Source organism: Pantoea sp. B9002, assembly GCF_013385945.1.
Classification (GTDB): Bacteria; Pseudomonadota; Gammaproteobacteria; order Enterobacterales; family Enterobacteriaceae; genus Pantoea.
Genome location: NZ_JACAPA010000034.1, coordinates 23,939 through 42,059, shown reverse-complemented (window position 1 = coordinate 42,059; position 18,121 = coordinate 23,939). Strand labels below are relative to the sequence as shown.

At 54.7% G+C, this 18,121-nt stretch carries 21 protein-coding genes; 11 read left to right on the top strand and 10 right to left on the bottom strand.

Going from position 1 to position 18,121, the window contains the following annotated elements; all coding sequences use genetic code 11:
• Position 1: 1 nt before the first annotated feature.
• Positions 2-277 (bottom strand): hypothetical protein, encoded by a 276-nt coding sequence (locus HX773_RS16860; RefSeq protein WP_255433249.1) that lies wholly within the window; start codon positions 275-277, stop codon positions 2-4.
• A 193-nt stretch (positions 278-470) separates the two neighbouring features.
• Between HX773_RS16860 and HX773_RS16855 the strand changes: the two genes are divergently transcribed.
• The 3 genes from HX773_RS16855 (at position 471) to clcA (ending at position 3,168) form a co-directional block, all read left to right on the top strand.
• Positions 471-947: a ferritin-like domain-containing protein gene (locus HX773_RS16855; protein ID WP_137387363.1), complete on the top strand. Its 477-nt coding sequence runs from the start codon at positions 471-473 to the stop codon at positions 945-947.
• Between the two features lie 291 nt (positions 948-1,238).
• Positions 1,239-1,649 (top strand): hypothetical protein, encoded by a 411-nt coding sequence (locus HX773_RS16850; protein WP_176972477.1) that lies wholly within the window; start codon positions 1,239-1,241, stop codon positions 1,647-1,649.
• A 112-nt stretch (positions 1,650-1,761) separates the two neighbouring features.
• The gene (gene clcA / locus HX773_RS16845; RefSeq protein WP_176972517.1) at positions 1,762-3,168 is read left to right on the top strand and encodes a H(+)/Cl(-) exchange transporter ClcA; all 1,407 of its coding nucleotides are present in this window, start codon (positions 1,762-1,764) and stop codon (positions 3,166-3,168) included.
• A gap of 165 nt (positions 3,169-3,333) precedes the next feature.
• Here clcA and ampR read toward each other — a convergent pair whose 3' ends face one another.
• Positions 3,334-4,206 carry a LysR family transcriptional regulator AmpR gene (gene ampR, locus HX773_RS16840; protein ID WP_176972476.1) on the bottom strand — a complete coding sequence of 291 codons (873 nt, stop codon included), beginning with the start codon at positions 4,204-4,206 and terminating at the stop codon, positions 3,334-3,336.
• Between the two features lie 116 nt (positions 4,207-4,322).
• On the opposite strand from ampR, the gene blaPSZ reads away from it, so the two are divergent.
• Both blaPSZ and HX773_RS16830 read left to right on the top strand, forming a co-directional pair.
• Positions 4,323-5,456 carry a PSZ family class C beta-lactamase gene (gene blaPSZ, locus HX773_RS16835; RefSeq protein ID WP_176972516.1) on the top strand — a complete coding sequence of 378 codons (1,134 nt, stop codon included), beginning with the start codon at positions 4,323-4,325 and terminating at the stop codon, positions 5,454-5,456.
• A 65-nt stretch (positions 5,457-5,521) separates the two neighbouring features.
• Positions 5,522-5,662: a hypothetical protein gene (locus tag HX773_RS16830; protein WP_167391175.1), complete on the top strand. Its 141-nt coding sequence runs from the start codon at positions 5,522-5,524 to the stop codon at positions 5,660-5,662.
• Here the strand turns inward: HX773_RS16830 and HX773_RS16825 are convergent.
• From HX773_RS16825 to HX773_RS16815, 3 genes are read right to left on the bottom strand one after another with little or no spacing between them, the layout of a single operon-like run.
• Positions 5,649-6,761 (bottom strand): MFS transporter, encoded by a 1,113-nt coding sequence (locus HX773_RS16825; RefSeq protein WP_176972475.1) that lies wholly within the window; start codon positions 6,759-6,761, stop codon positions 5,649-5,651. The genes HX773_RS16830 and HX773_RS16825 overlap by 14 nt on opposite strands.
• Positions 6,758-7,300, bottom strand: coding sequence for a TetR/AcrR family transcriptional regulator (locus tag HX773_RS16820; protein ID WP_176972474.1), 543 nt, complete (start codon positions 7,298-7,300; stop codon positions 6,758-6,760). Before HX773_RS16820 ends, HX773_RS16825 begins: the two co-directional genes overlap by 4 nt.
• 58 nt (positions 7,301-7,358) lie before the next feature.
• Positions 7,359-8,306 (bottom strand): MurR/RpiR family transcriptional regulator, encoded by a 948-nt coding sequence (locus HX773_RS16815; RefSeq protein ID WP_176972473.1) that lies wholly within the window; start codon positions 8,304-8,306, stop codon positions 7,359-7,361.
• 288 nt (positions 8,307-8,594) lie between these two features.
• Between HX773_RS16815 and HX773_RS16810 the strand changes: the two genes are divergently transcribed.
• The 6 genes from HX773_RS16810 to HX773_RS16785 all read left to right on the top strand — a co-directional run bounded on the left by HX773_RS16810 (position 8,595) and on the right by HX773_RS16785 (position 13,198).
• Positions 8,595-8,903, top strand: a complete 309-nt coding sequence (locus tag HX773_RS16810) for a PTS sugar transporter subunit IIB (protein WP_176972515.1) — start codon at positions 8,595-8,597, stop codon at positions 8,901-8,903.
• Between the two features lie 59 nt (positions 8,904-8,962).
• Positions 8,963-9,304: a PTS lactose/cellobiose transporter subunit IIA gene (locus HX773_RS16805; protein ID WP_176972472.1), complete on the top strand. Its 342-nt coding sequence runs from the start codon at positions 8,963-8,965 to the stop codon at positions 9,302-9,304.
• Complete coding sequence (locus HX773_RS16800; protein ID WP_176972471.1) at positions 9,297-10,610, top strand: 6-phospho-beta-glucosidase; 1,314 nt, start codon at positions 9,297-9,299, stop codon at positions 10,608-10,610. Before HX773_RS16805 ends, HX773_RS16800 begins: the two co-directional genes overlap by 8 nt.
• Positions 10,611-10,641: 31 nt before the next feature.
• Complete coding sequence (celB, locus tag HX773_RS16795) at positions 10,642-11,994, top strand: PTS cellobiose transporter subunit IIC (protein WP_176972470.1); 1,353 nt, start codon at positions 10,642-10,644, stop codon at positions 11,992-11,994.
• A gap of 442 nt (positions 11,995-12,436) precedes the next feature.
• Positions 12,437-12,697 carry a biofilm/acid-resistance regulator YmgB/AriR gene (locus tag HX773_RS16790; protein WP_176972469.1) on the top strand — a complete coding sequence of 87 codons (261 nt, stop codon included), beginning with the start codon at positions 12,437-12,439 and terminating at the stop codon, positions 12,695-12,697.
• Positions 12,698-12,856: 159 nt separating this feature from the next.
• Positions 12,857-13,198, top strand: a complete 342-nt coding sequence (locus HX773_RS16785) for a hypothetical protein (RefSeq protein WP_176972468.1) — start codon at positions 12,857-12,859, stop codon at positions 13,196-13,198.
• A gap of 94 nt (positions 13,199-13,292) precedes the next feature.
• On the opposite strand, the gene HX773_RS16780 is transcribed toward HX773_RS16785, so the two are convergent.
• From HX773_RS16780 to HX773_RS16760, 5 genes are read right to left on the bottom strand one after another with little or no spacing between them, the layout of a single operon-like run.
• A complete protein-coding gene (locus tag HX773_RS16780; RefSeq protein ID WP_176972467.1) occupies positions 13,293-13,949 on the bottom strand; it encodes a flavin reductase family protein in 657 nt (218 codons plus the stop codon).
• 2 nt (positions 13,950-13,951) lie between these two features.
• The gene (locus HX773_RS16775; RefSeq protein ID WP_176972466.1) at positions 13,952-15,376 is read right to left on the bottom strand and encodes a M24 family metallopeptidase; all 1,425 of its coding nucleotides are present in this window, start codon (positions 15,374-15,376) and stop codon (positions 13,952-13,954) included.
• Between the two features lie 29 nt (positions 15,377-15,405).
• The gene (locus tag HX773_RS16770; protein WP_176972465.1) at positions 15,406-16,230 is read right to left on the bottom strand and encodes an ABC transporter permease; all 825 of its coding nucleotides are present in this window, start codon (positions 16,228-16,230) and stop codon (positions 15,406-15,408) included.
• Entirely contained in the window at positions 16,223-17,050 is an 828-nt protein-coding gene (locus HX773_RS16765) for an ABC transporter permease (protein WP_176972464.1), read from the bottom strand. Before HX773_RS16765 ends, HX773_RS16770 begins: the two co-directional genes overlap by 8 nt.
• Positions 17,051-17,059: 9 nt before the next feature.
• Positions 17,060-18,109, bottom strand: coding sequence for an extracellular solute-binding protein (locus HX773_RS16760; RefSeq protein ID WP_176972463.1), 1,050 nt, complete (start codon positions 18,107-18,109; stop codon positions 17,060-17,062).
• Between the last annotated feature and the right edge of the window lie 12 nt (positions 18,110-18,121).

The window sequence follows — 18,121 nt, the reverse complement described above, 5'->3', positions numbered from 1 at the left end:
ATTATCGCTCATATTCGATAAATGACCGCTGCGCTTCAGCCTGATCGACAAACTGAAAAGCCAGTGGATGTATTAATTCTTTATCACAATACCAGCAGTCATTAACACGTTTAAAAACGTCACCCTGGTGAAAGGGTTGAGCTTTATCCAAACGCATGACGGCATATTTGCCATTATTGAAGGTAACTTCATAAAGAGAAATTAAACCGAGCGGCATTAATTTGCGTTCGTGAATAATTTCGCCGTTGAGTTCTGGCGGGCTTGGTTTTTTCATCATGTTCTCTCCGATTGACCTGATTTAAGTCTGGCAATAATTTAAACAATGCGGTGAGTTTATTTTTCAGGCTTCGCTTGTGAATTATGCATTGTCCGCCAGGATTAAGTCAGGCTTATGTGCCGGCGTAATTCCTTATTCGTTCTCGCCCACGTTTTTACCTACCTGATATTCTATTCTACCTAAAGGCCATATTATGACGATTAAAACACTGCAAGATCTGTTTGTGCATGATCTCTCCGATATTTACAGCGCCGAAAAACAGATCACTAAAGCGTTACCAAAAATGATTCGCGCCGCCTCTGATCCTAATCTGGTTGCCGCTTTTAAACAGCACCTCGAAGAAACGCGCGGACAAATTGAACGTATTGATCAACTGGTTGAGCTCACAGAAGGCGTGCAGATCAAACGAATGAAATGTCATGCGCTGGAAGGTCTTGCTGAAGAGGCGCAGGAAATTATCGATGAAGTGGAGAAAGGGCCGGTTTGCGATGCGGGTCTGATCGGTGCCGCGCAGAAGGTTGAGCACTATGAGATCGCCACTTACGGCACCTTGCGCGCCTTAGCCCTGAAACTGGATTATCAGGATGCCGCCAGGTTATTGGGTGAAACGCTGGAAGAAGAAAAAGCCACCGATGAAAAACTGACGCTGATTGCTGAAGAGCAGGATTAAATGTCGGCGCAAGCGGTGAGCAGGCGAGAAACAAGCCAGCTGTAGTTCTTCACCGATAATGACGATTTTTTCAGCACCGCAGGGCATCCTGCGGGCTGAATTAATTGGCGCGTTACCCCCGCAATTCCTATCAAAAAGAAATGTCTTACCTGACAGGTTCTTATTTCACGTCCAAAAAAATCCCCCCTATAATCTGATACAGATCAATTCATGCCACGCTTCAGCAACTTACTCTGCGCTTCGTAAAGAAATGTAAGTCCACAGCGAAACGATTAAGTGAGGGGAAAGGTCATGATGAATAAATTCGTGCAGAGCATATTTCTGGTGATGACGATGGTTGCGGTCAGCCCGGCACATGCGATCAGTGCTGCGCATCGCGCCGCGCTTGAGCGCTCAGGATGTGATATGCAGAACGAAGCAACCTGGTGTGACATTCATAAAACCAAAACGCAGAACGACGCGCACCGTCCTGCCGCCGACTCGTCAAAAAGCACACTGGAGGCGCAGAGAAGTGATATTGCTTCCTTTCTACAATCACGTGTTGTGGCACAACCTAAAGCGAGCGCTTTTGCGGCATTGGTGGAGCATGGATTCATGCGTGAAAATGACGGCGACTATTTCAAAATCACCGATCGTTCAGCGTGGCATGTTTTGATGACGTTCAACGCGGATGGCACTGTCGCCAGCGCCACGGTTAAATAATCCACCCAGTTCATTGAAAAATTCGCTTGCGAATTAATGCGTTAAAATTCACTTCTATCACAGTATGCTGATCGTCCTTTTCTGGAACATGGCAATGAAACAGAGGATTTGCATGTCTGCTAACGGTCACTCCGCAGAGCCCAAAACGATATTTCGTGCTGGGCGCTTCTTATTGATGCAGAAACTACTACGCCGCGACAAAACGCCGATCGCGCTGTTGCTACTGGCTGCGCTGGTCGGTGTGTTAACCGGTTTGATTGGCGTAGCATTCGATAAAGCCGTGAATTTTGTGGTGCAGACGCGATTGAGCTGGCTCGCGGATGCCGGTGACAATCTGCTGGTGAAAATAGCCGGTGCGTTTCTGCTTTCGGCATTATTAGGCGCACTCGGCTATTTTCTGGTGCGACGCTACGCGCCGGAAGCGGGCGGATCGGGCATTCCCGAAATTGAAGGCGCGCTGGAGGAACTCCGTCCGGTGCGTTGGTGGCGCGTGCTGCCGGTGAAATTCATTGGTGGCATGGGCGCGTTAGGTTCAGGCATGGTGCTGGGTCGCGAAGGGCCAACCGTGCAACTGGGTGGCAATATCGGCGGCATGTGTGTCGATATATTCCGCGTTAAATCTTCTGAATCTCGCCACACGTTGCTGGCAACCGGTGCTGCCGCCGGTTTGTCGGCCGCCTTCAACGCACCGCTGGCGGGCATCCTGTTTATTATTGAAGAGATGCGTCCGCAGTTTCGTTACAGCCTGATTTCCATCAAAGCGGTGTTTGTTGGCGTTATCGTCTCCAGCATTGTTTTCCGCGTGTGTAATGGCAATGACGCGATCATCAATATTGGTCAGTTGCAGGATGCGCCAACCAATACGCTTTGGCTTTATCTGGTATTAGGTGTGTTATTCGGTGGCTGCGGCGTAGCGTTTAACCGCTTCATTTTCCTCGCGCAGGATCAGTTTCAGCGTTTGCACCAAGGCCGCGTGGCACCGTGGGTGATGTGGGGAAGTTTACTGGCTGGCGCGTGCGGCGTGATTGGTCTGGTGCTGCCACAAGCCATTAATGGCGGGATTGCCCTGATCCCGGATTTCTCCAGCGGCACCTACAGCGCGCTGGCGCTGTTTCTGCTCTTTGCATTGCGCACGCTCATCACTATCTGTTGTTTCTCCTCCGGCGCGCCAGGCGGTATTTTCGCCCCGATGCTGACGCTAGGCACGCTGCTCGGCACCTGCTTCGGCCAGCTCTGCATGCAGTGGCTGCCGGGTTTACATCTGGAGCCGGCAACCTTTGCCGTGGCCGGTATGGGCGCGCTGTTTGCGGCCTCGGTGCGCGCGCCGCTGACCGGCATTGTGCTGGTGCTGGAGATGACCAACAATTATCAGCTAATTTTGCCGATGATCATTACCTGTCTCGGCGCGACGTTGGCTGCGCAGTTCTTCGGCGGCAAACCGCTGTACTCCGCAATTCTTGCGCGCACGCTGGCGAAGGCGAAACAGATAAATGTGCCGTCGGTGAATCGGTCGTCATAAATGGCGTATTTAGCCATAAAATGCCTATGTATGAAGGTGCGCATGAATGCGCACCCTACGAAAACCTCGCCAAACTGCTGTAGGGTCGCCATTTATGGCGACCGAATAACGCTTAACTGACGGGCATTACGCCATGAATGGCGACCCTACGGCGTAAGGTGTGCATTAAAGCAACGCACTCATCAACCAACTCGAAAACGCCGTCATCGCGGCGCTTTCTGGCCGCGATTGCAAACGCGTTAACCAGTAACCGCCGAGATCGATTTCAGCGGGAAAAGGGCGCACCAGCTTCTCGCTTTGCAGCAGGTGATTGAAAATCCTCACCGGCGCCAGCGCAATCCCCGCACCCAACAATGCCGCTTCGATCATCGTCAGGGACGAGTCAAAAATCATCACCGGATGCGCAGGCGATGGCGCATGTTCGTTAATGCTTTGCAGCCATTGGCTCCATTCATCACGCCGGAACGAGCGCAGTAGGGTAAATTTGTGCACGTCTGCAGGTTGCTGCAACTGCCGGGCAATGGCCGGATTACACAGCGGTGATAGCGGGGCAGGACAAATAAACTGCGCCTCGGTGCCGTGCCAGGCGCCGCTACCAAAGCGAATGGTGTAATCGTGGCCTTCGGCAGCCGGATCGACGCGATTGTTGTGGGTGGAGAGTTGCAACTCGATGTGCGGATAGCGGCGGTTAAAATCCTCTAATCGCGGCAACAGCAAGCCGGTGGCAAAGCTTCCCACCACGCCGACTTTCAATTTCTCGCGCATCTGTCCGGACGAGAAACGATCCAGCGTATCGGCAATCCGATCGAAAGAGTCGTTGAGCACCGGCAACAGGCTTTCACCTTCTGTGGTCAGCATCAATCCGCGCGATACCCGCACAAACAGCTGGCAGCCGAGCTGCTGCTCCAGCGATTTCACCTGCTGACTCACGGCTGCATGGGTTACGTGCAGCTCAATCGCCGCATTAGTAAAACTTAGATGACGTGCGGCGGCTTCAAAGGCTCTGAGCGCGTTGAGGGGAATATAGGGGCGAGTCATGCGCTTACCTGTAAGATTTTCTATTGTCTGACGCTAAAATTAACAGTTTGTTGCACCCTGTCAAATTGGGCAAACTGCCCGCGGAACAACAACCCGGAAGGTTAATAACAGTGAAATTGATTTCTCAAACATTGATAGCAACAGCGCTGACATCGGCGTGCTCAATGACGTTCGCCGCAACGGCGGATGTGCAGGCAACCGTTGATCAGGCGATCAAACCGCTGATGCAGCAGCAAGCGATTCCCGGCATGGCAGTGGCGGTGGTGGTTAAAGGCCAGCCTCACTATTTCACCTGGGGCATGGCGGATGTAAAACAGCAGCGTCCGGTCACGCAAGACACGCTGTTTGAGCTGGGTTCGGTGAGTAAAACCTTCACCGGCGTGCTGAGTGGCATCGCGGTGAATAAAGGCGAAATCGCGCTGAGCGATCCGGCCAGCAAATATTGGCCGGCGCTGAATACGCCGCAGTGGCGTAATATCACGCTGCTGCAGCTGGCGACTTACACCGCTGGCGGCCTACCGCTGCAGGTGCCCGATGCCGTGACCAGTGAAAAAGCGCTGGCGAACTTCTATCAACAGTGGCAACCGCAGTGGACGCCGGGCAACACGCGTCAATATGCCAACAGCAGCATCGGCTTGTTTGGCTGGCTGGCGACGAAACCGAGCGGACTGACATTTGAGCAGGCGATGCAGCAGCGCGTATTTACGCCGCTGCAACTGAAGCACACCTTTATCACCGTGCCGGACACCGCGAAGCAAGATTACGCATGGGGCTACCGCGAAGGCAAACCGGTGCGCGTGTCGCCGGGCATGCTGGATGCTGAAGCCTATGGCGTGAAGTCGTCGATTAAAGATATGGCGCGCTGGATGCAGGCCAATATGGATCCGCAGCAGGTTAACGATAAGACGCTGCAGCAGGCGCTGGATTTCGCGCAAACACGTTTCTATCGCACCGATGCGCTCTATCAGGGTTTGGGTTGGGAGATGCTGGATTGGCCCGCTCAGGCAGAGATGGCAGTGAAGGGCGCAGATAACAAGGTGGCGCTTGGGCCGCAGCCGGTGCGGGATGCGCAATCACATCCGCGTGTCACCTCATCGTGGGTACATAAAACCGGGGCAACGGGCGGATTCGGTGCCTATGTCGCCTTCATCCCGGAGAAGCAGGTCGGCATTGTGATATTGGCGAACAAAAATTATCCCAATACCGAGCGGGTCAAAGCCGCGATGCAGATCCTGAAAGCGTTGCAGTAAGCGTATGGGGCGAACTCCTCGCCCCATCAACTACACTTAATGGGTGATCAACAAAGGAGCTTCAGATGAGCAATCACCCTAAAGATAAACGCGACGTGAACGATGAAAAGCATCCCGCCAAGGACAATCCCAGTGAACACGGCGAGATCCCCAGAACGCGCGATGACAGTGAAGACGACAAAAAAGATCCGTTTAACGACGAATAACAAACATCATCAGCAACGGCAGCGCGACAAACAGCATTAACGCGGTTGGCGCGCCTGCCTGCATATAGAGTTGTCCAAACAGCAGCGATCCCATCACCTGACCCGCCGCCAACATAAAGAACAAGATGCCTACGCCGATGGCGGGGGCATTTTTGGTTGCTTCCGCGCCCCACACCAGCAACACACCCGAGAGCGTAACGTAAGCCGCGCCACCCAGCGCCACGGCGGGAAACAGCCAGGCTGAAGAGTGATGGCTGAACGCCAGCAGCAATAAGGGAACGGCCAGGCTGCACTGCGACAGCCAATAAACGCGCTTCATCCCCATCCATTTCGCCATCGGGCCGGTGAGCGTGCCGATAATGCCTGCTGCGCCAGCGATGAGCCACAACAGGCTAACCATGCGGTCGCTGACCTGAATGTGATGCAGCAGATCCGGCCCGAAACTCCACCATGCCGCGCTGGCGACGCCGCTGATCAACGCAACGATGATAAGGCGCTGCAGCGAGCGCTGACGCAGGTGGCTTATCCAGGATTCATGCTGAGCGTTTTCACTCTGATTGGGTAGCTGGCGCCAAATCGGCACCAGGCAGATCATCGCCAGCGCGGCAAAAACCGCACAGGCGATGCGCCAGCCGCCGGGCAGCCAGTACAAAATTGGCACTGACAGCATAATGCCCATGCTGGTTCCGGCATTGATAACCGTGTTCATCTGCGGCTGCTGTTCAGCATCAATGCGCTGGCTGACGGCGCTCGCTAACGCAGGCGAGGCGAGACCGGCGCTCATGCCGGCGATAAACAATCCCATGCCGAGCATCCACGGCGATACCGCGCTCGCGATAATCAGCAAACCCAATGCGGCACACAGCGCGGCGATCGCAGCCGGAAATCGCGGCCCGGCGCGGGCGCTCATCATCGGCGCGATCAGTACCGCCATGCAGTAAGCGGCAAAGCTGCAGGCTGAAAGCACGCCAGAAACGCGCGGCGTGAACGGGATGTCGTGCATCACCTCGGGCATCATCAATCCCCAGGCGAAGCGCGCCATACCGTAAGTCACCGCGATAAGTGAAAAACCGGTGATGCCGAGCGCCGTGCCCTTCATTCTTGTTCGCTGAGAGCGATCAGCTGCAGCGCGGCGTTCTTACCGGCCTCACACGCCTGCGCCGCGCCAATGATCAGCGCGGAAGTGAGCACACCTTCAAACAGCAGCCAAACCGCATCCGCCAGCGCCACATGCTGCTTGCCGAGCGACTGCTGAATGGCGCGCGCAATGTAATCGCGCATGTTGTGCCGGTACGCCAGCGCCTGTTCGGCCAGCGCAGCATCTTCTCCGGCGTATTCGCCCCACGCTTTAAGAAACAAGCAACCATTATTGCCGTATTGCTGCATCCAGTCGGCCATCGCATCGAACATGTGGCTGACCGCTTGCGGATGTTCCGGCGATTGCAGCGCGGCGAAGAAACGTTCCTGACGCGCCTCCAGCACCGCGGCCGTTAGCGCTTCACGTGAGGGGAAATAGCGATACAGCGTACGCGTCGAGACGTTCGCCTCGCTGCAAATGCGATCGGTGCTGATGGCGTGAAAGCCGTTGAGATAGAACAGCCGCTCGGCGGCATTGATGATATCAAGTTTCTTTTTCATCCTTAAAAAGTAAACCGATCGTTTTACTTTTGCAAATCTAAGGATGTTGGAGATTTACTTAGAGACCAGTTAATGCTGACTCCAGCCGATCCAGCGCAAACAAAATGCCGTAACGGCGCGCGTGTTGCGCTTGCGGCAGCGGCAGCCAGATATCGGCCTGATTGGCGAGATCTAACGTCTGCGCACAAAGCGCAATCACCGGCGTTTTTTGAATGTGCGCGTGATGTACCGCGCTGAGCACGTGGCTGTTAACCTTATCAAGCGCGAGAATCAGCAACAGATCGTCCGGCTGCAAACGGCTCAACGTCATGCTCAGCAGGTTGTCATCCTGAATCCACGCGCTGGCGAGCCCGGCGCTTTGCAAGCGCTGATGGACTTCCGCCACCAGCGCCGTTTGCAGCCCCGATGCGCCAATCAGCAGCACGCTTCGGGCCTTACGCAACATCTCTGCGGCGCGCTGCCATGTTGCGGTTTCCGCTTCAGCGTATTGCTGGGTTAACGCCTGTGTAATCGCCTCAATCGGCGCAATTGCGTTGGTGGTTTGTCTCTGTGGCGCGCGCGCCAGCCGCATACGCAAATCGCGGATATCTTCGCAACCCAGCGAACGTGCAAAGCGGGTGATAGTGGCGGCGCTGACTTCTGCGCGACCGGCAAGTTGCTCGATGGTGGCGGAAGCGGCAAACGCGGTGTCGCTGAGAATCGCTTCGGCAACGCGTTTCTCCTGCTGGCTGAGCGACGATTTGCGCTGGCGGATGACATCGATAAACTCCATGTCCTGCTGCTGACCGGCTTTACGCACCTGATGGAGAAAATCATCGAGATCCTGACAGCCCGCCGAAGTGGCAAAGCGTCGCAGCACATCGGGACTGACGCCCGCCTGCGTGGCAAGACTTTCCATGGTGACGTGCAAATTGGCGTGCAGGTTCGCCAGAATAAAACGCGCCAGCCTCGATTCCTGCGCATCCGCGCGCTCCGACTGCTGCCGTAATTGCCAGACAATATCCATCAGCTCATCACATCCTCAGTAGCGAAGGTCCATCATGCATGAAATTATTTTTCATGTTGAGTTTTTTTTCATCTCATCGCGAGGTTTTAGCGCCGTTTGTTAGCTTTGTTATTGTTAAATTACGGTTAAGATCACACTCGTGAAAAATATTTTCATGATGATTTTGTTCGTATCTGTATGACTTATATTGATAAATTATCAATACATCAGAAAATCCTCTGCCCGCAACCACTTTACAGCTTCTCTGAGACAGGTCTTAAATGGCCAGGACAAATCACAGGAGAAGAAATTATGCGCATCGTACTTTGCTGTGCTGCGGGCATGTCTACCAGCATGCTGGTGAGCAAAATGCAGCACGCCGCTGCAGGTCGTGGTCTGGAGATCGACATTAAAGCCGTGCCGGTGGCGGAATTCGAACGCATTCTGCCGGATGCCGATGTGGTTCTGCTTGGCCCGCAGGTGCAGTTCGAAGCGGCCCGTCTTACCGCCATTGCCGCGCCGCAGGGCAAATCTGTCGCCGTCATCGACATGATGGATTACGGCATGATGCGCGGCGAACAGGTGCTCGATAAAGCGCTGGCCTTACACGCCTCCTAAACGTCCGTTTTAACCCATCCGAATGACATTACACGGCTTTGTGCTGTGGGGGATTCTGCATGTCTGAAATCGTGGCTATCGAGTTTGAAGAGGAAATTATGCTGCTGCTGGTGCAGGCCGGCGCAGCCCGCAGCGCGGCCATCAGCGCGCTGCGACTGGCGCGAGAAGGGCGCTTTGACGAGGCGCAGCAACAGCTGGCGGCGGCAGGCGAAAGCATCAGCGCTGCACACCATCAGCAAACCGCGCTGATTGGTCTGGATGAAGGCAGCGGCAAGTTGCCGGTCACGCTGATTCTGGTACACGCCCAGGATCATCTGATGAACGCCATGCTGATTCAGGATCTGGCTGGCGAAATCATTGAACTCTACCGCCGCACTGCGGCAGGAGACACACATGCTTAAGATCGCAATTATTGGTGGTGGCAGCAGCTATTCACCGGAGCTGGTGGAAGGGATCATCAATCGCTATGCGCAGCTGCCGGTGACGGAACTGGCGCTGGTGGATATCGAGCAAGGGCGTGAAAAGGTTAATGTCATCGCCGATCTTACTCGCCGCATGCTGCAGCAAAACGGGCTGGAGCAGGTAAAAGTCAGCGTGCATTTTGAGCTGGACGACGCGATTCGCGGTGCTCGTTTTGTTCTGACGCAGCTGCGTGTGGGACTGTTGGCCGCGCGTGCGGCGGATGAGCGCCTCGGGCTGAAGTATGGTCGGCTCGGCCAGGAAACCACCGGAGTTGGCGGCTTTGCCAAAGCGCTGCGCACCATTCCGGTGATGCTCAACGTGGCGCGCAAAGTGGAAGAACTGGCGCCGGACGCCTTTATCATCAACTTCACCAATCCGGCGGGGATTGTGACGGAAGCGGTGTCGCGCTACAGCAAGGCGAAAATCATTGGGCTGTGTAACGTGCCGGTGAATATGCATCACATGATTGCCGGCATGCTCGACGCGCCCTGGGATGACGTGCAGCTGCGCTTCGCCGGGCTCAACCATCTGGTGTGGGTGCATCAGGTGACGTGCCGGGGCGAGGATGTGACCGCGCAGGTGATCGAGCAACTGTGCGACGGCCAATCGCTCACCATGAACAACATCAAAGATATGCCGTGGTCGCCGCAGTTCCTGCGCGCGCTCAAAGCGATTCCGTGCCCGTATCACCGCTATTACTGGCAAACGCCGCAGATGCTGGCCGAAGAGCAGGAGAAAGCGCAAAACGGTCACGAAGGCACGCGCGCCGAGCAGGTGATGAAAGTGGAAGCAGAACTTTTCGCGCTGTATGCCGATCCGCATCTGGCGCACAAACCCGAGCAACTGAGTTTCCGTGGCGGCGCTTATTACTCCGAAGTGGCGGTCGAGCTGATCAGTGCGATTCACAATAACAGCGGCAAAAATCTGGTGGTGAACTGTCGCAACAACGGCGCGATTCACGGCCTGCCGGACGACGCGGTGGTGGAAGTGAACTGCCTGGTCGATGCGCAAGGCGCGCATCCGCTGGTGTTTGGTGAGCTGCCGCCGCTGATGAATGGCCTGACGCAGCAGATCAAAGCGTTTGAACGTCTGACCATCGAAGCCGCCGTACATGGCGATCGTGAGCAAGCGCTGCTGGCGCTGCTTGGCAATCCGTTAGTCGGTGATGTCGCGACCGCCGAAGCCTTGCTGGACGAAGTGCTGACCCTTAACCAGCCGTGGCTGCCGCAGTTCGCCACGCCATAATCCGTTGCGCCATTGAGCCAGAGGAACACCTATGTCCAACCGTACTTTTATAGACCGTTATGTCTTGCCCGTCGCACTGAAAATCGCCGGTCAGAAGCATGTGCTCTCCGTGCGCGACGGCATCATTCTCAACATGCCGTTTATGCTGATTGGCAGCTTCTTCCTGATCTTTGCCTATCTGCCGATTCCGGCGTGGGGCCATTTGATGGCGGATCTGTTTGGCGACACATGGCGCAACAAACTACTTTATCCGGTGCGCGCCACCTACGACATCATGGCGCTGATCTCCAGTTTCGGTATCGCTTACCGTCTGGCGGAGAAGTATCGCACGCTCGATCCGCTCACCAGCGGCGCGATGGCGTTAGTGGCGTTTGTGATGACGATTCCGCAGCAGACGCTGTTTGCCCCGGTGGAAGGCGCGCCGGCACAGTTGGTCACCGGCGTGTTACCCATTTCGCTGATTGGCAGCCAGGGTTTGTTCGTGGCTATCGTGGTGGCGCTGCTATCGACCGAGATTTACCGCTTTGTGCATAACCGTAATCTGGTGATCAAGATGCCAGAAGGCGTGCCGCCTGCGGTGGCGAAATCCTTCCTCGCGCTGGTACCCGGTTTTTGCGTGCTGGCTATGGTGTTGGTGATTCGTCTGGCGGTGGAAGCGTCGCCGTTTGGCGATATCAATAACCTGATTGCCACTGTGATTGGTTTGCCGATGCATCACGTGGGCGGCACGCTGCCCGGCATGATTTTCTCGGTACTGCTGATTGGAATTCTCTGGACGCTTGGATTGCACGGCGACGCGATTGTGCTGGTGTTTATTCAGCCGGTTTGGCTTTCGAACATGAGTGAAAACCTCGAGGCGTTTCAGCATAACCAACCAATTCCGCACATCTTTACCCAGCAGTTTTACGATTTGTGGATTGCGCCAGGCGGCACCGGCGCGCTACTGGGATTGGTGATCTTTATGCTGATTCGTTCACGCAGCCGCCAGATGAAACAGCTCGGTAAAATTGCCGCACCGGCGGCGCTGTTTAACATCAGTGAGCCATTAGTGTTCGGCATTCCACTGGTGATGAACCCGTATCTTTTCCTGCCATTCATCCTGACGCCAGTGGTGCTGGTGATTGTGTCGTGGGCGGCGATGAGCACCGGTTTGGTGGCACCGCCAGCCGGGATTGCGCTGCCGTTTACCACGCCGATTTTCGTCAGCGGCTATCTGGCTACCGGCGGACATATTTCCGGCACCGTTTTGCAGGTAGTGAATCTGACCATTTCGCTGGTGATTTACTATCCGTTCTTCCGCGTCTGGGATCGTCTGAAGTTCCGCGAGGAAGAGGCGAGTCTGCAGCAAGCAAAAATGGTAAGCGGGGAAGCGGTAACGCCTTGAAGTAAGGGGCAGAAGTGCAGATTGATGCGCTTCTGCATCGTTTAAACCCGTAAACAGCAATGCGCATTAATCACCTAACAGGACTAATTTACAATTCTCTTTGGGCTCTAACTATCACTCAACTGACTGTTATCGCTGATTTTATTTCAACTGCTTAAATTAACAGCGTTTTTATTAAAAGAAAATTCTGTACTCTTATTCTGTGTTTGTATATTTTTGTAATCAAGCGGTGACAAAACTTCTTTCACCCCGAAACCCACGCTACTAAATGTAAACTTCAGCAGGCTCTCTTGATAGACATTTTCTCTAAAATTAATAATATTCCCTTCTTAACAAATTCAATCAGCTTAGTGAGATCTTTTGTAATCTCGCTTTTCAGACTATTCCATTAATTTTTTTATCACTCATTAAAGTGCTGGCACTAAGTTGCCAGGGGAAACGCATGCAAAAAATGAATATCAGTACCGATTTTATCGCCTATTTCAATTGTGGTTCTGTAAAACTGAAATCTGAAGCCGAAATATTGGGTTCAATTATCACCGCTATCATCAAAGACAAAAAAACCGTTACCAATAAGAGCATTATCGCCTATCTGCTGGCAGAGCTTGAGAGCACCAATGATGTGGTGTTCCAGGATTGCCTGCGCAATACGCTGCAAATCGTGGTTGGAAAGACGCCGGATGATGACGGCTTTTTAAGTTAAGATAATCTCCCATAATTAAGAATGGGGGTATTAAACTGATTTCAATTTTAAAAGTTCAGGATTTATCTGACAGTATCAGGCCATGCGAATGGCGTTATAATTACTGGCCCGACCAGAATAATCTGGCACACAGATATATCCAACAATAAGTGATATTTTATGAATTACAGCAATTTTTCAGCAAAAGTGAGTTTCTGGCCAAATATGCATTTCACCGCAATTGAAATTGTACATTGCGGCGATCTCTACGAGATATATGCGACGGATATTTCCCGTCTCGCTAAAAGTAAGCTTTTTGTCGGGCGCACCCATGATAAAAACCTGGCGGATTCCTACGCGAAACAGTTCGAAGAGTGGTTGCCTAAGGTTAACCGTGAAATGAAAATGCGTGACATCGCGCCGTTAACAGGAAATATCACGTCGCAAGCTTTTAGTAGAAAAAGGGATCTTGAAATTTTGCCAAGCCAAATAGATTACCAGCGCAACAGTAATCAATGGTAAACGCCGGAATAGGGCGTATATAACACTTTGTTTTGAAACCAGTCAGTTAGCCCTGACTGGTAATGCATCCAGCCCGATTTAAATAATGTCCTTTTTATTTCGTTAACTGACGCTCCTGCCACTGTTCTTTCGTTAGCGTTTTCACATCAAACTGCTCGCGTGTTCGGCAATAAGTGTTGCCGCCCATACGTCCAATCGCATCCATCAGTTGCTGATCAATATGCAGGTTCTCAGGGTTCACCGCGTCACTGCGCACATACACGCCGACCACTTCGCCCAGAATGATCTCGCGCGCCGCGCCGACCTGCAGCGTGGTATGGCGGCGGCACTCCAATGCAGCAGGAGCCGCAAGAATACGTGGGCTGCGCACCATTCTGCCGGGCGTGGTTTCCAGACCGGCTTCGCGTAGCTCATCGACCTCCGGGCCAAATTTAATGGCGCAGATCTCCATCTGTTCGACCAGCGCATCATCAACGATATGCACGGTAAACTCGCCGGTTTCACGGATGTTGCGCGCAGTGTCTTTGAAACGCATATCGGCATAGTTTTCCACGCCAATCGCCACGATCGCCGGGTCGTGCGTCAGCACGTTGAAAAAGCTAAACGGTCCGGCATTGGGTAAACCTTCCTTGCTGACGGTGGTGACCAGCGCCACCGGGCGCGGGATTACCGTACCAATAAGGATTTTGTAACGCTCACGCTCGCCTAACTCGGCGAAATCAAAATAGGTGTGTCCTGGCATCTCTTTCATTTTTACACTCCGGCGGCAATGCGATGTGTTTCGAGTGGCGTGTGGCGGCTGAGATTCTCAAAACCGTCTTTGGTGACAACGTAACAGTCACCGATATTGCAGCCCGCTTTTAACGGCTCAAGCCACTGCGTATGGAGGACAAAAACCATGCCTTCTTCAAGGCGATCGTAATTGTGCGAGGAGATATTGAAGCTGTTTTGTCCGCCGGCCATGCCAACCGAATGTCCGAGGTTGGGGTTGTGTGGGCCATGAGTGGCGGGATAGACGTGCATCAATTTGCGGCCTTGCGCTTCCCAGTCGATATCTTGCACATATTGCTGCGGGATCAGACGCGCGCCGCCGTCCGGCATCGGTGCCCAGTTGTACGGCATGGTGCGCGCTTCAGGTGAGGTCAGCATGCCTTGCTCGATCATCGGTTCGAATGCGGCGTTGTTGATGTCGCGCATCAATGCGCCGGGTTTGATCAGGCGTTCAGCGCGTTTCACGCCGTCGGTGCAGGCCGCCAGCACTTTCTCCTGACGTTCGCTGATGTCACCCACCGCAATCATGCGCGCGGTCTGCGCGGTGTAGCCGCGCCAGGTGACGTTTGAGATGTAGAGATTAATTAAATCGCCGGGACGCACCACGTGACCGTAAGGTTTGCCGCAGTGAGTGCCAAACTCATTGATGCCAATCTGATAACCATCGCCGGTCTCGCCGCCGAAGGCCATTTGTGCGGCAGTGAAGGCGGCAAAGATTTCATGATCGGTCACGCCCGGTTTCGCCACGTGATACGCCGCCTGCGTGCCAATGCTGATCAACTGCGCAGCGGCGCGGAACATCTCGATTTCACGCGGCGAGCGTACTTTCTGCATGCGATCCAGAATCGGGTTATCAGCAATAAACTTATTGGCCGGCATCAGGGCTTCCAGCGCGGCCCAGAAGGTCAACGCGGTGCGGTCGCCGATTTTGCCGATCTGCGCTTTATGCAGCCCAAGCTTCGACAGGATTTCGGCACACTTTTCTGCGGTTTTTAGCACCGAGTCGCCGGGACGATCGGCGTATTCACGGCCAATCGGGCCAATCTGCCAGATATCCTCCACCAGCAGCGGCTCACCGCCCGGCGGTAACAGCACCGATTGGGTAAAGAAGGAGAGCAGCGTCAACGGCTTATCTACATCGGTTGGGATGATCAGCACACCTTCGCGCATCCAGTCACAGATATAGCGCAGATAGTGATTGGAGGCGTGGAACCACCCCACGCTGCCGGCATGAACCAGAATGGCATCATGCCCGGCCTCTACCGCCTGACGACGAATTCTGCGCAGGCGCTCTTCAAATTCTTCTACCGGCAGCGGCAGCGGGGCGGAAAATTCGAAGTCCGGCTGGAAATCGGCCAGCAGCGAGCCAATGCGATAGCCTGGAGCCTGTGTCGCACGCGAGTTCATAGTGATTCCTTATCAATAAATGTAGTGAGTTAAGATGCCTGCGGGCGCGGGGCCAGCACGCGGCGGGCGACCAGCATGCCCAGCAGCGTTATCGCAATTAAAATGCCGGAGATAGCGGCCACGCGGACGTCGAGAGACTCTTCAATCATCGCGAACATACGCAGCGGCAGAACCGTGGTGCTGGCATCGGCGAGGAACAGCGAAACGGTGACGTTATCCAGCGATTGAATGAACACCAGAAATGCGCCCGCCATGATGCCCGGCATCAGCAGCGGCAACGTGACGCGGCGCAGCGTCATAAACCAGCTGGCGCCCATGGTGGTGGAGGCTTCGGCCAGCGATGGATTGATGCCTTGCGCCACTACCGACGCGGCGCGGTACATCAGTGGACCAAACACCACCACATGTCCCACCACGTTGAGCCACAGCGAAGGCTGGAAGCCGATGAAGTTGGCGACGATCAATGCGGCCAGGCCGTAAACCAGGCTCGGCAACACCAGCGGCGACAGCAACAGCGGCTCGATGGTGCTGACGCTGCTGCGCTTCATGCGCGTCATACCAATGGTGGCGGGCACGGCAAACAGTAGCGCACCAAGTACCGCCAAACCGGCAATCTTCAGCGAGTTCCAGGCCGCAATGTGCTCGGTGGCCGAACGCACAGGATCGAGCAGCGCCTGATACCAGCGCAGCGAGAAGCCCTGCGGCGGATATTTCAGCGTTTGTCCGGAGGTGAACGACATCATCAGGGCGATGACGATCGGTGCCACCAGATAGATCACGCACAGCGTGCCGAAGCCATAAACAAACAGCTTATACAGCAGCGCGGGAATGGGATTTTCGCGACGATTAAACATGGCCGTTCAGTCTCCTGTGGCGGGAAATCATGGTGAGCGCCACCAGCAGACAACCGGTGGACAGCAGCAGAACCACGGCAATAGCGGAGGCCAGCGGCCAGTCGAACAGCGTCCCGACTTCGCGGTAGATCAACTGCGGCACATACACATTACGCGCGCCGCCAATCACCGCCTGGGTGACGAACGAGCTGCTGGTGCTGGCAAACACCAGAATCCAGCCTGCCAGCAGGCCGGGCAGCATCAGCGGCAGCAGCACCGTCACCAGCACGCGCCACGGACCGGCACCGGATACCTGTGCGGCTTCGGTCAGTTGGTAAGGAGTGCGTGACAAAACCGCGATCAGCGGCAGGATGATCAGCGGCAGATCGATCTGACACATCGCCATCAGCAAGCCGGTTTCGGTGAACATTAGGCTGGTTGGCATGCCGGTGATGCCCAGCGCCATCAAGGCTTCGCTGATCGGTCCCTGACGACCCAAAATCACAATCCAGGCAAAGGTGCGCACCACGTTGCTGGTCAGCATCGGGATCAGCGTCAGGAAAATGAGTACCTGACGCAAAGTGCGTCCGCCGTGCCAGTACAGCAGGGCAATCGGCACGCCCAACAAGGTGGTGCCGAGCACGGTTTCAATGCCCAATCTGGCGGTATTCATCAGCACCCGGAAGTTAAAGGGATCGCCGAAGAAATTGGCATAGTGTTGCAGGGTTAAGCCGCCGCCTTTAAGGAAACTGAAACCAATAAGAACCGCGAGCGGCGTCGCGAAGAACACCACAGAAAGCAATAACATGGGTACAACGTACGGAAAGCCGCTCTGTTTCATCTTTACACCTTAACCAGCAACCAGGGCATCAAACTGACGGATCCAGCTATCACGATTTTTGTTAATCGCCGCCCAGTCCGGATAGACCAGCGTTTTAACCTGCTCGCGGGTGATGTAAGCCTCAATGGCTGGCGTCAGCGGCACCTTCGCGTTGGTCGGGAACATCTCCGTTGGCGGCTGCTCCAGTTGAGTCTGCGCGGCCTGCGAAATCGCTGCGTCCATGTAGGCATAAGCGGCATCGAGATTTTTGCTGCCTTTCGTCAGATGGATATTGACTGGCGCGGCTGGCGAGCCGGTTTCCGGATGAACAAACTCCGCCTTCATACCGAGGCTTTTCAGGCGTGCCACGTTATTGGTGCTGCACATAAACACCGCGATCTCACCCTGCTGGAACAGCGTCATCTGGTGATTGGTGCTGTCGACGATGCTGGCCATTTGCTCAGGATGCTCTTTAAACAGCTTGAACACCGCCGCCATGTCGTTCGGGCCGCTGCCAAAGATTTTGGCGATCTCGGTGTAGGCCATGACGGCGGTGTTGGAGCCAAAACCGGTCCAGGAAACCAGACCTTTATAAGCCGGATTTTCAAACAGATCGCGATAGCCTTTCGGACGCGGCACCATATCCGGGTTGTAGGCAATGCCGTTGACTTCCACCGTCACGGTTGGGCCATATTCGCCCTGGAAAGCCGGATCGAGCAGGTTCCAGTTTTTCAAACGTGAAGGATCGATTTTCTGAATCAGATCGTTTTCAACGGCCACCGTCATCTGGCCCGGCGACATCAGCAGCGTGTCGTAAGGCGGATTGCCTGGGCTGGCCATCACTTTAGCCAGCTGATCCTGCGCCATCACCGGTGAAATCGTCAGGCCAAAACCCTCTTTCTTCACCATCGGGCCCAGCACGTTGCGATAGGCATCTTCCCAGTTGCCGGGAAACGTCGCGGCCACTGCCGTTCCACCGCCCGCCGCCAATGCACGCAGCGAGACCGGCAGCATGGCGCTGGCAGCAGCACCTGCCATGAGTTGACCAAACCGACGACGACTGATTTCAAACTCTTTCATAGTGTTGACCTC

Bases quoted from the DNA above. Each gene is read 5' to 3' on its own strand.
- HX773_RS16825 (WP_176972475.1), bottom strand. From the start codon at position 6,761: ATGAAGGGCACGGCGCTCGGCATCACCGGTTTTTCACTTATCGCGGTG.
- HX773_RS16820 (WP_176972474.1), bottom strand. From the start codon at position 7,300: ATGAAAAAGAAACTTGATATCATCAATGCCGCCGAGCGGCTGTTCTAT.
- celB (WP_176972470.1), top strand. From the start codon at position 10,642: ATGTCCAACCGTACTTTTATAGACCGTTATGTCTTGCCCGTCGCACTG.
- HX773_RS16765 (WP_176972464.1), bottom strand. From the start codon at position 17,050: ATGAAACAGAGCGGCTTTCCGTACGTTGTACCCATGTTATTGCTTTCT.
- HX773_RS16860 (WP_255433249.1), bottom strand. From the start codon at position 277: ATGATGAAAAAACCAAGCCCGCCAGAACTCAACGGCGAAATTATTCAC.
- HX773_RS16800 (WP_176972471.1), top strand. From the start codon at position 9,297: ATGCTTAAGATCGCAATTATTGGTGGTGGCAGCAGCTATTCACCGGAG.
- HX773_RS16790 (WP_176972469.1), top strand. From the start codon at position 12,437: ATGCAAAAAATGAATATCAGTACCGATTTTATCGCCTATTTCAATTGT.
- ampR (WP_176972476.1), bottom strand. From the start codon at position 4,206: ATGACTCGCCCCTATATTCCCCTCAACGCGCTCAGAGCCTTTGAAGCC.
- clcA (WP_176972517.1), top strand. From the start codon at position 1,762: ATGTCTGCTAACGGTCACTCCGCAGAGCCCAAAACGATATTTCGTGCT.
- HX773_RS16830 (WP_167391175.1), top strand. From the start codon at position 5,522: ATGAGCAATCACCCTAAAGATAAACGCGACGTGAACGATGAAAAGCAT.
- HX773_RS16815 (WP_176972473.1), bottom strand. From the start codon at position 8,306: ATGGATATTGTCTGGCAATTACGGCAGCAGTCGGAGCGCGCGGATGCG.
- HX773_RS16775 (WP_176972466.1), bottom strand. From the start codon at position 15,376: ATGAACTCGCGTGCGACACAGGCTCCAGGCTATCGCATTGGCTCGCTG.
- HX773_RS16805 (WP_176972472.1), top strand. From the start codon at position 8,963: ATGTCTGAAATCGTGGCTATCGAGTTTGAAGAGGAAATTATGCTGCTG.
- HX773_RS16785 (WP_176972468.1), top strand. From the start codon at position 12,857: ATGAATTACAGCAATTTTTCAGCAAAAGTGAGTTTCTGGCCAAATATG.
- HX773_RS16760 (WP_176972463.1), bottom strand. From the start codon at position 18,109: ATGAAAGAGTTTGAAATCAGTCGTCGTCGGTTTGGTCAACTCATGGCA.
- HX773_RS16780 (WP_176972467.1), bottom strand. From the start codon at position 13,949: ATGAAAGAGATGCCAGGACACACCTATTTTGATTTCGCCGAGTTAGGC.
- HX773_RS16770 (WP_176972465.1), bottom strand. From the start codon at position 16,230: ATGTTTAATCGTCGCGAAAATCCCATTCCCGCGCTGCTGTATAAGCTG.
- HX773_RS16855 (WP_137387363.1), top strand. From the start codon at position 471: ATGACGATTAAAACACTGCAAGATCTGTTTGTGCATGATCTCTCCGAT.
- HX773_RS16850 (WP_176972477.1), top strand. From the start codon at position 1,239: ATGATGAATAAATTCGTGCAGAGCATATTTCTGGTGATGACGATGGTT.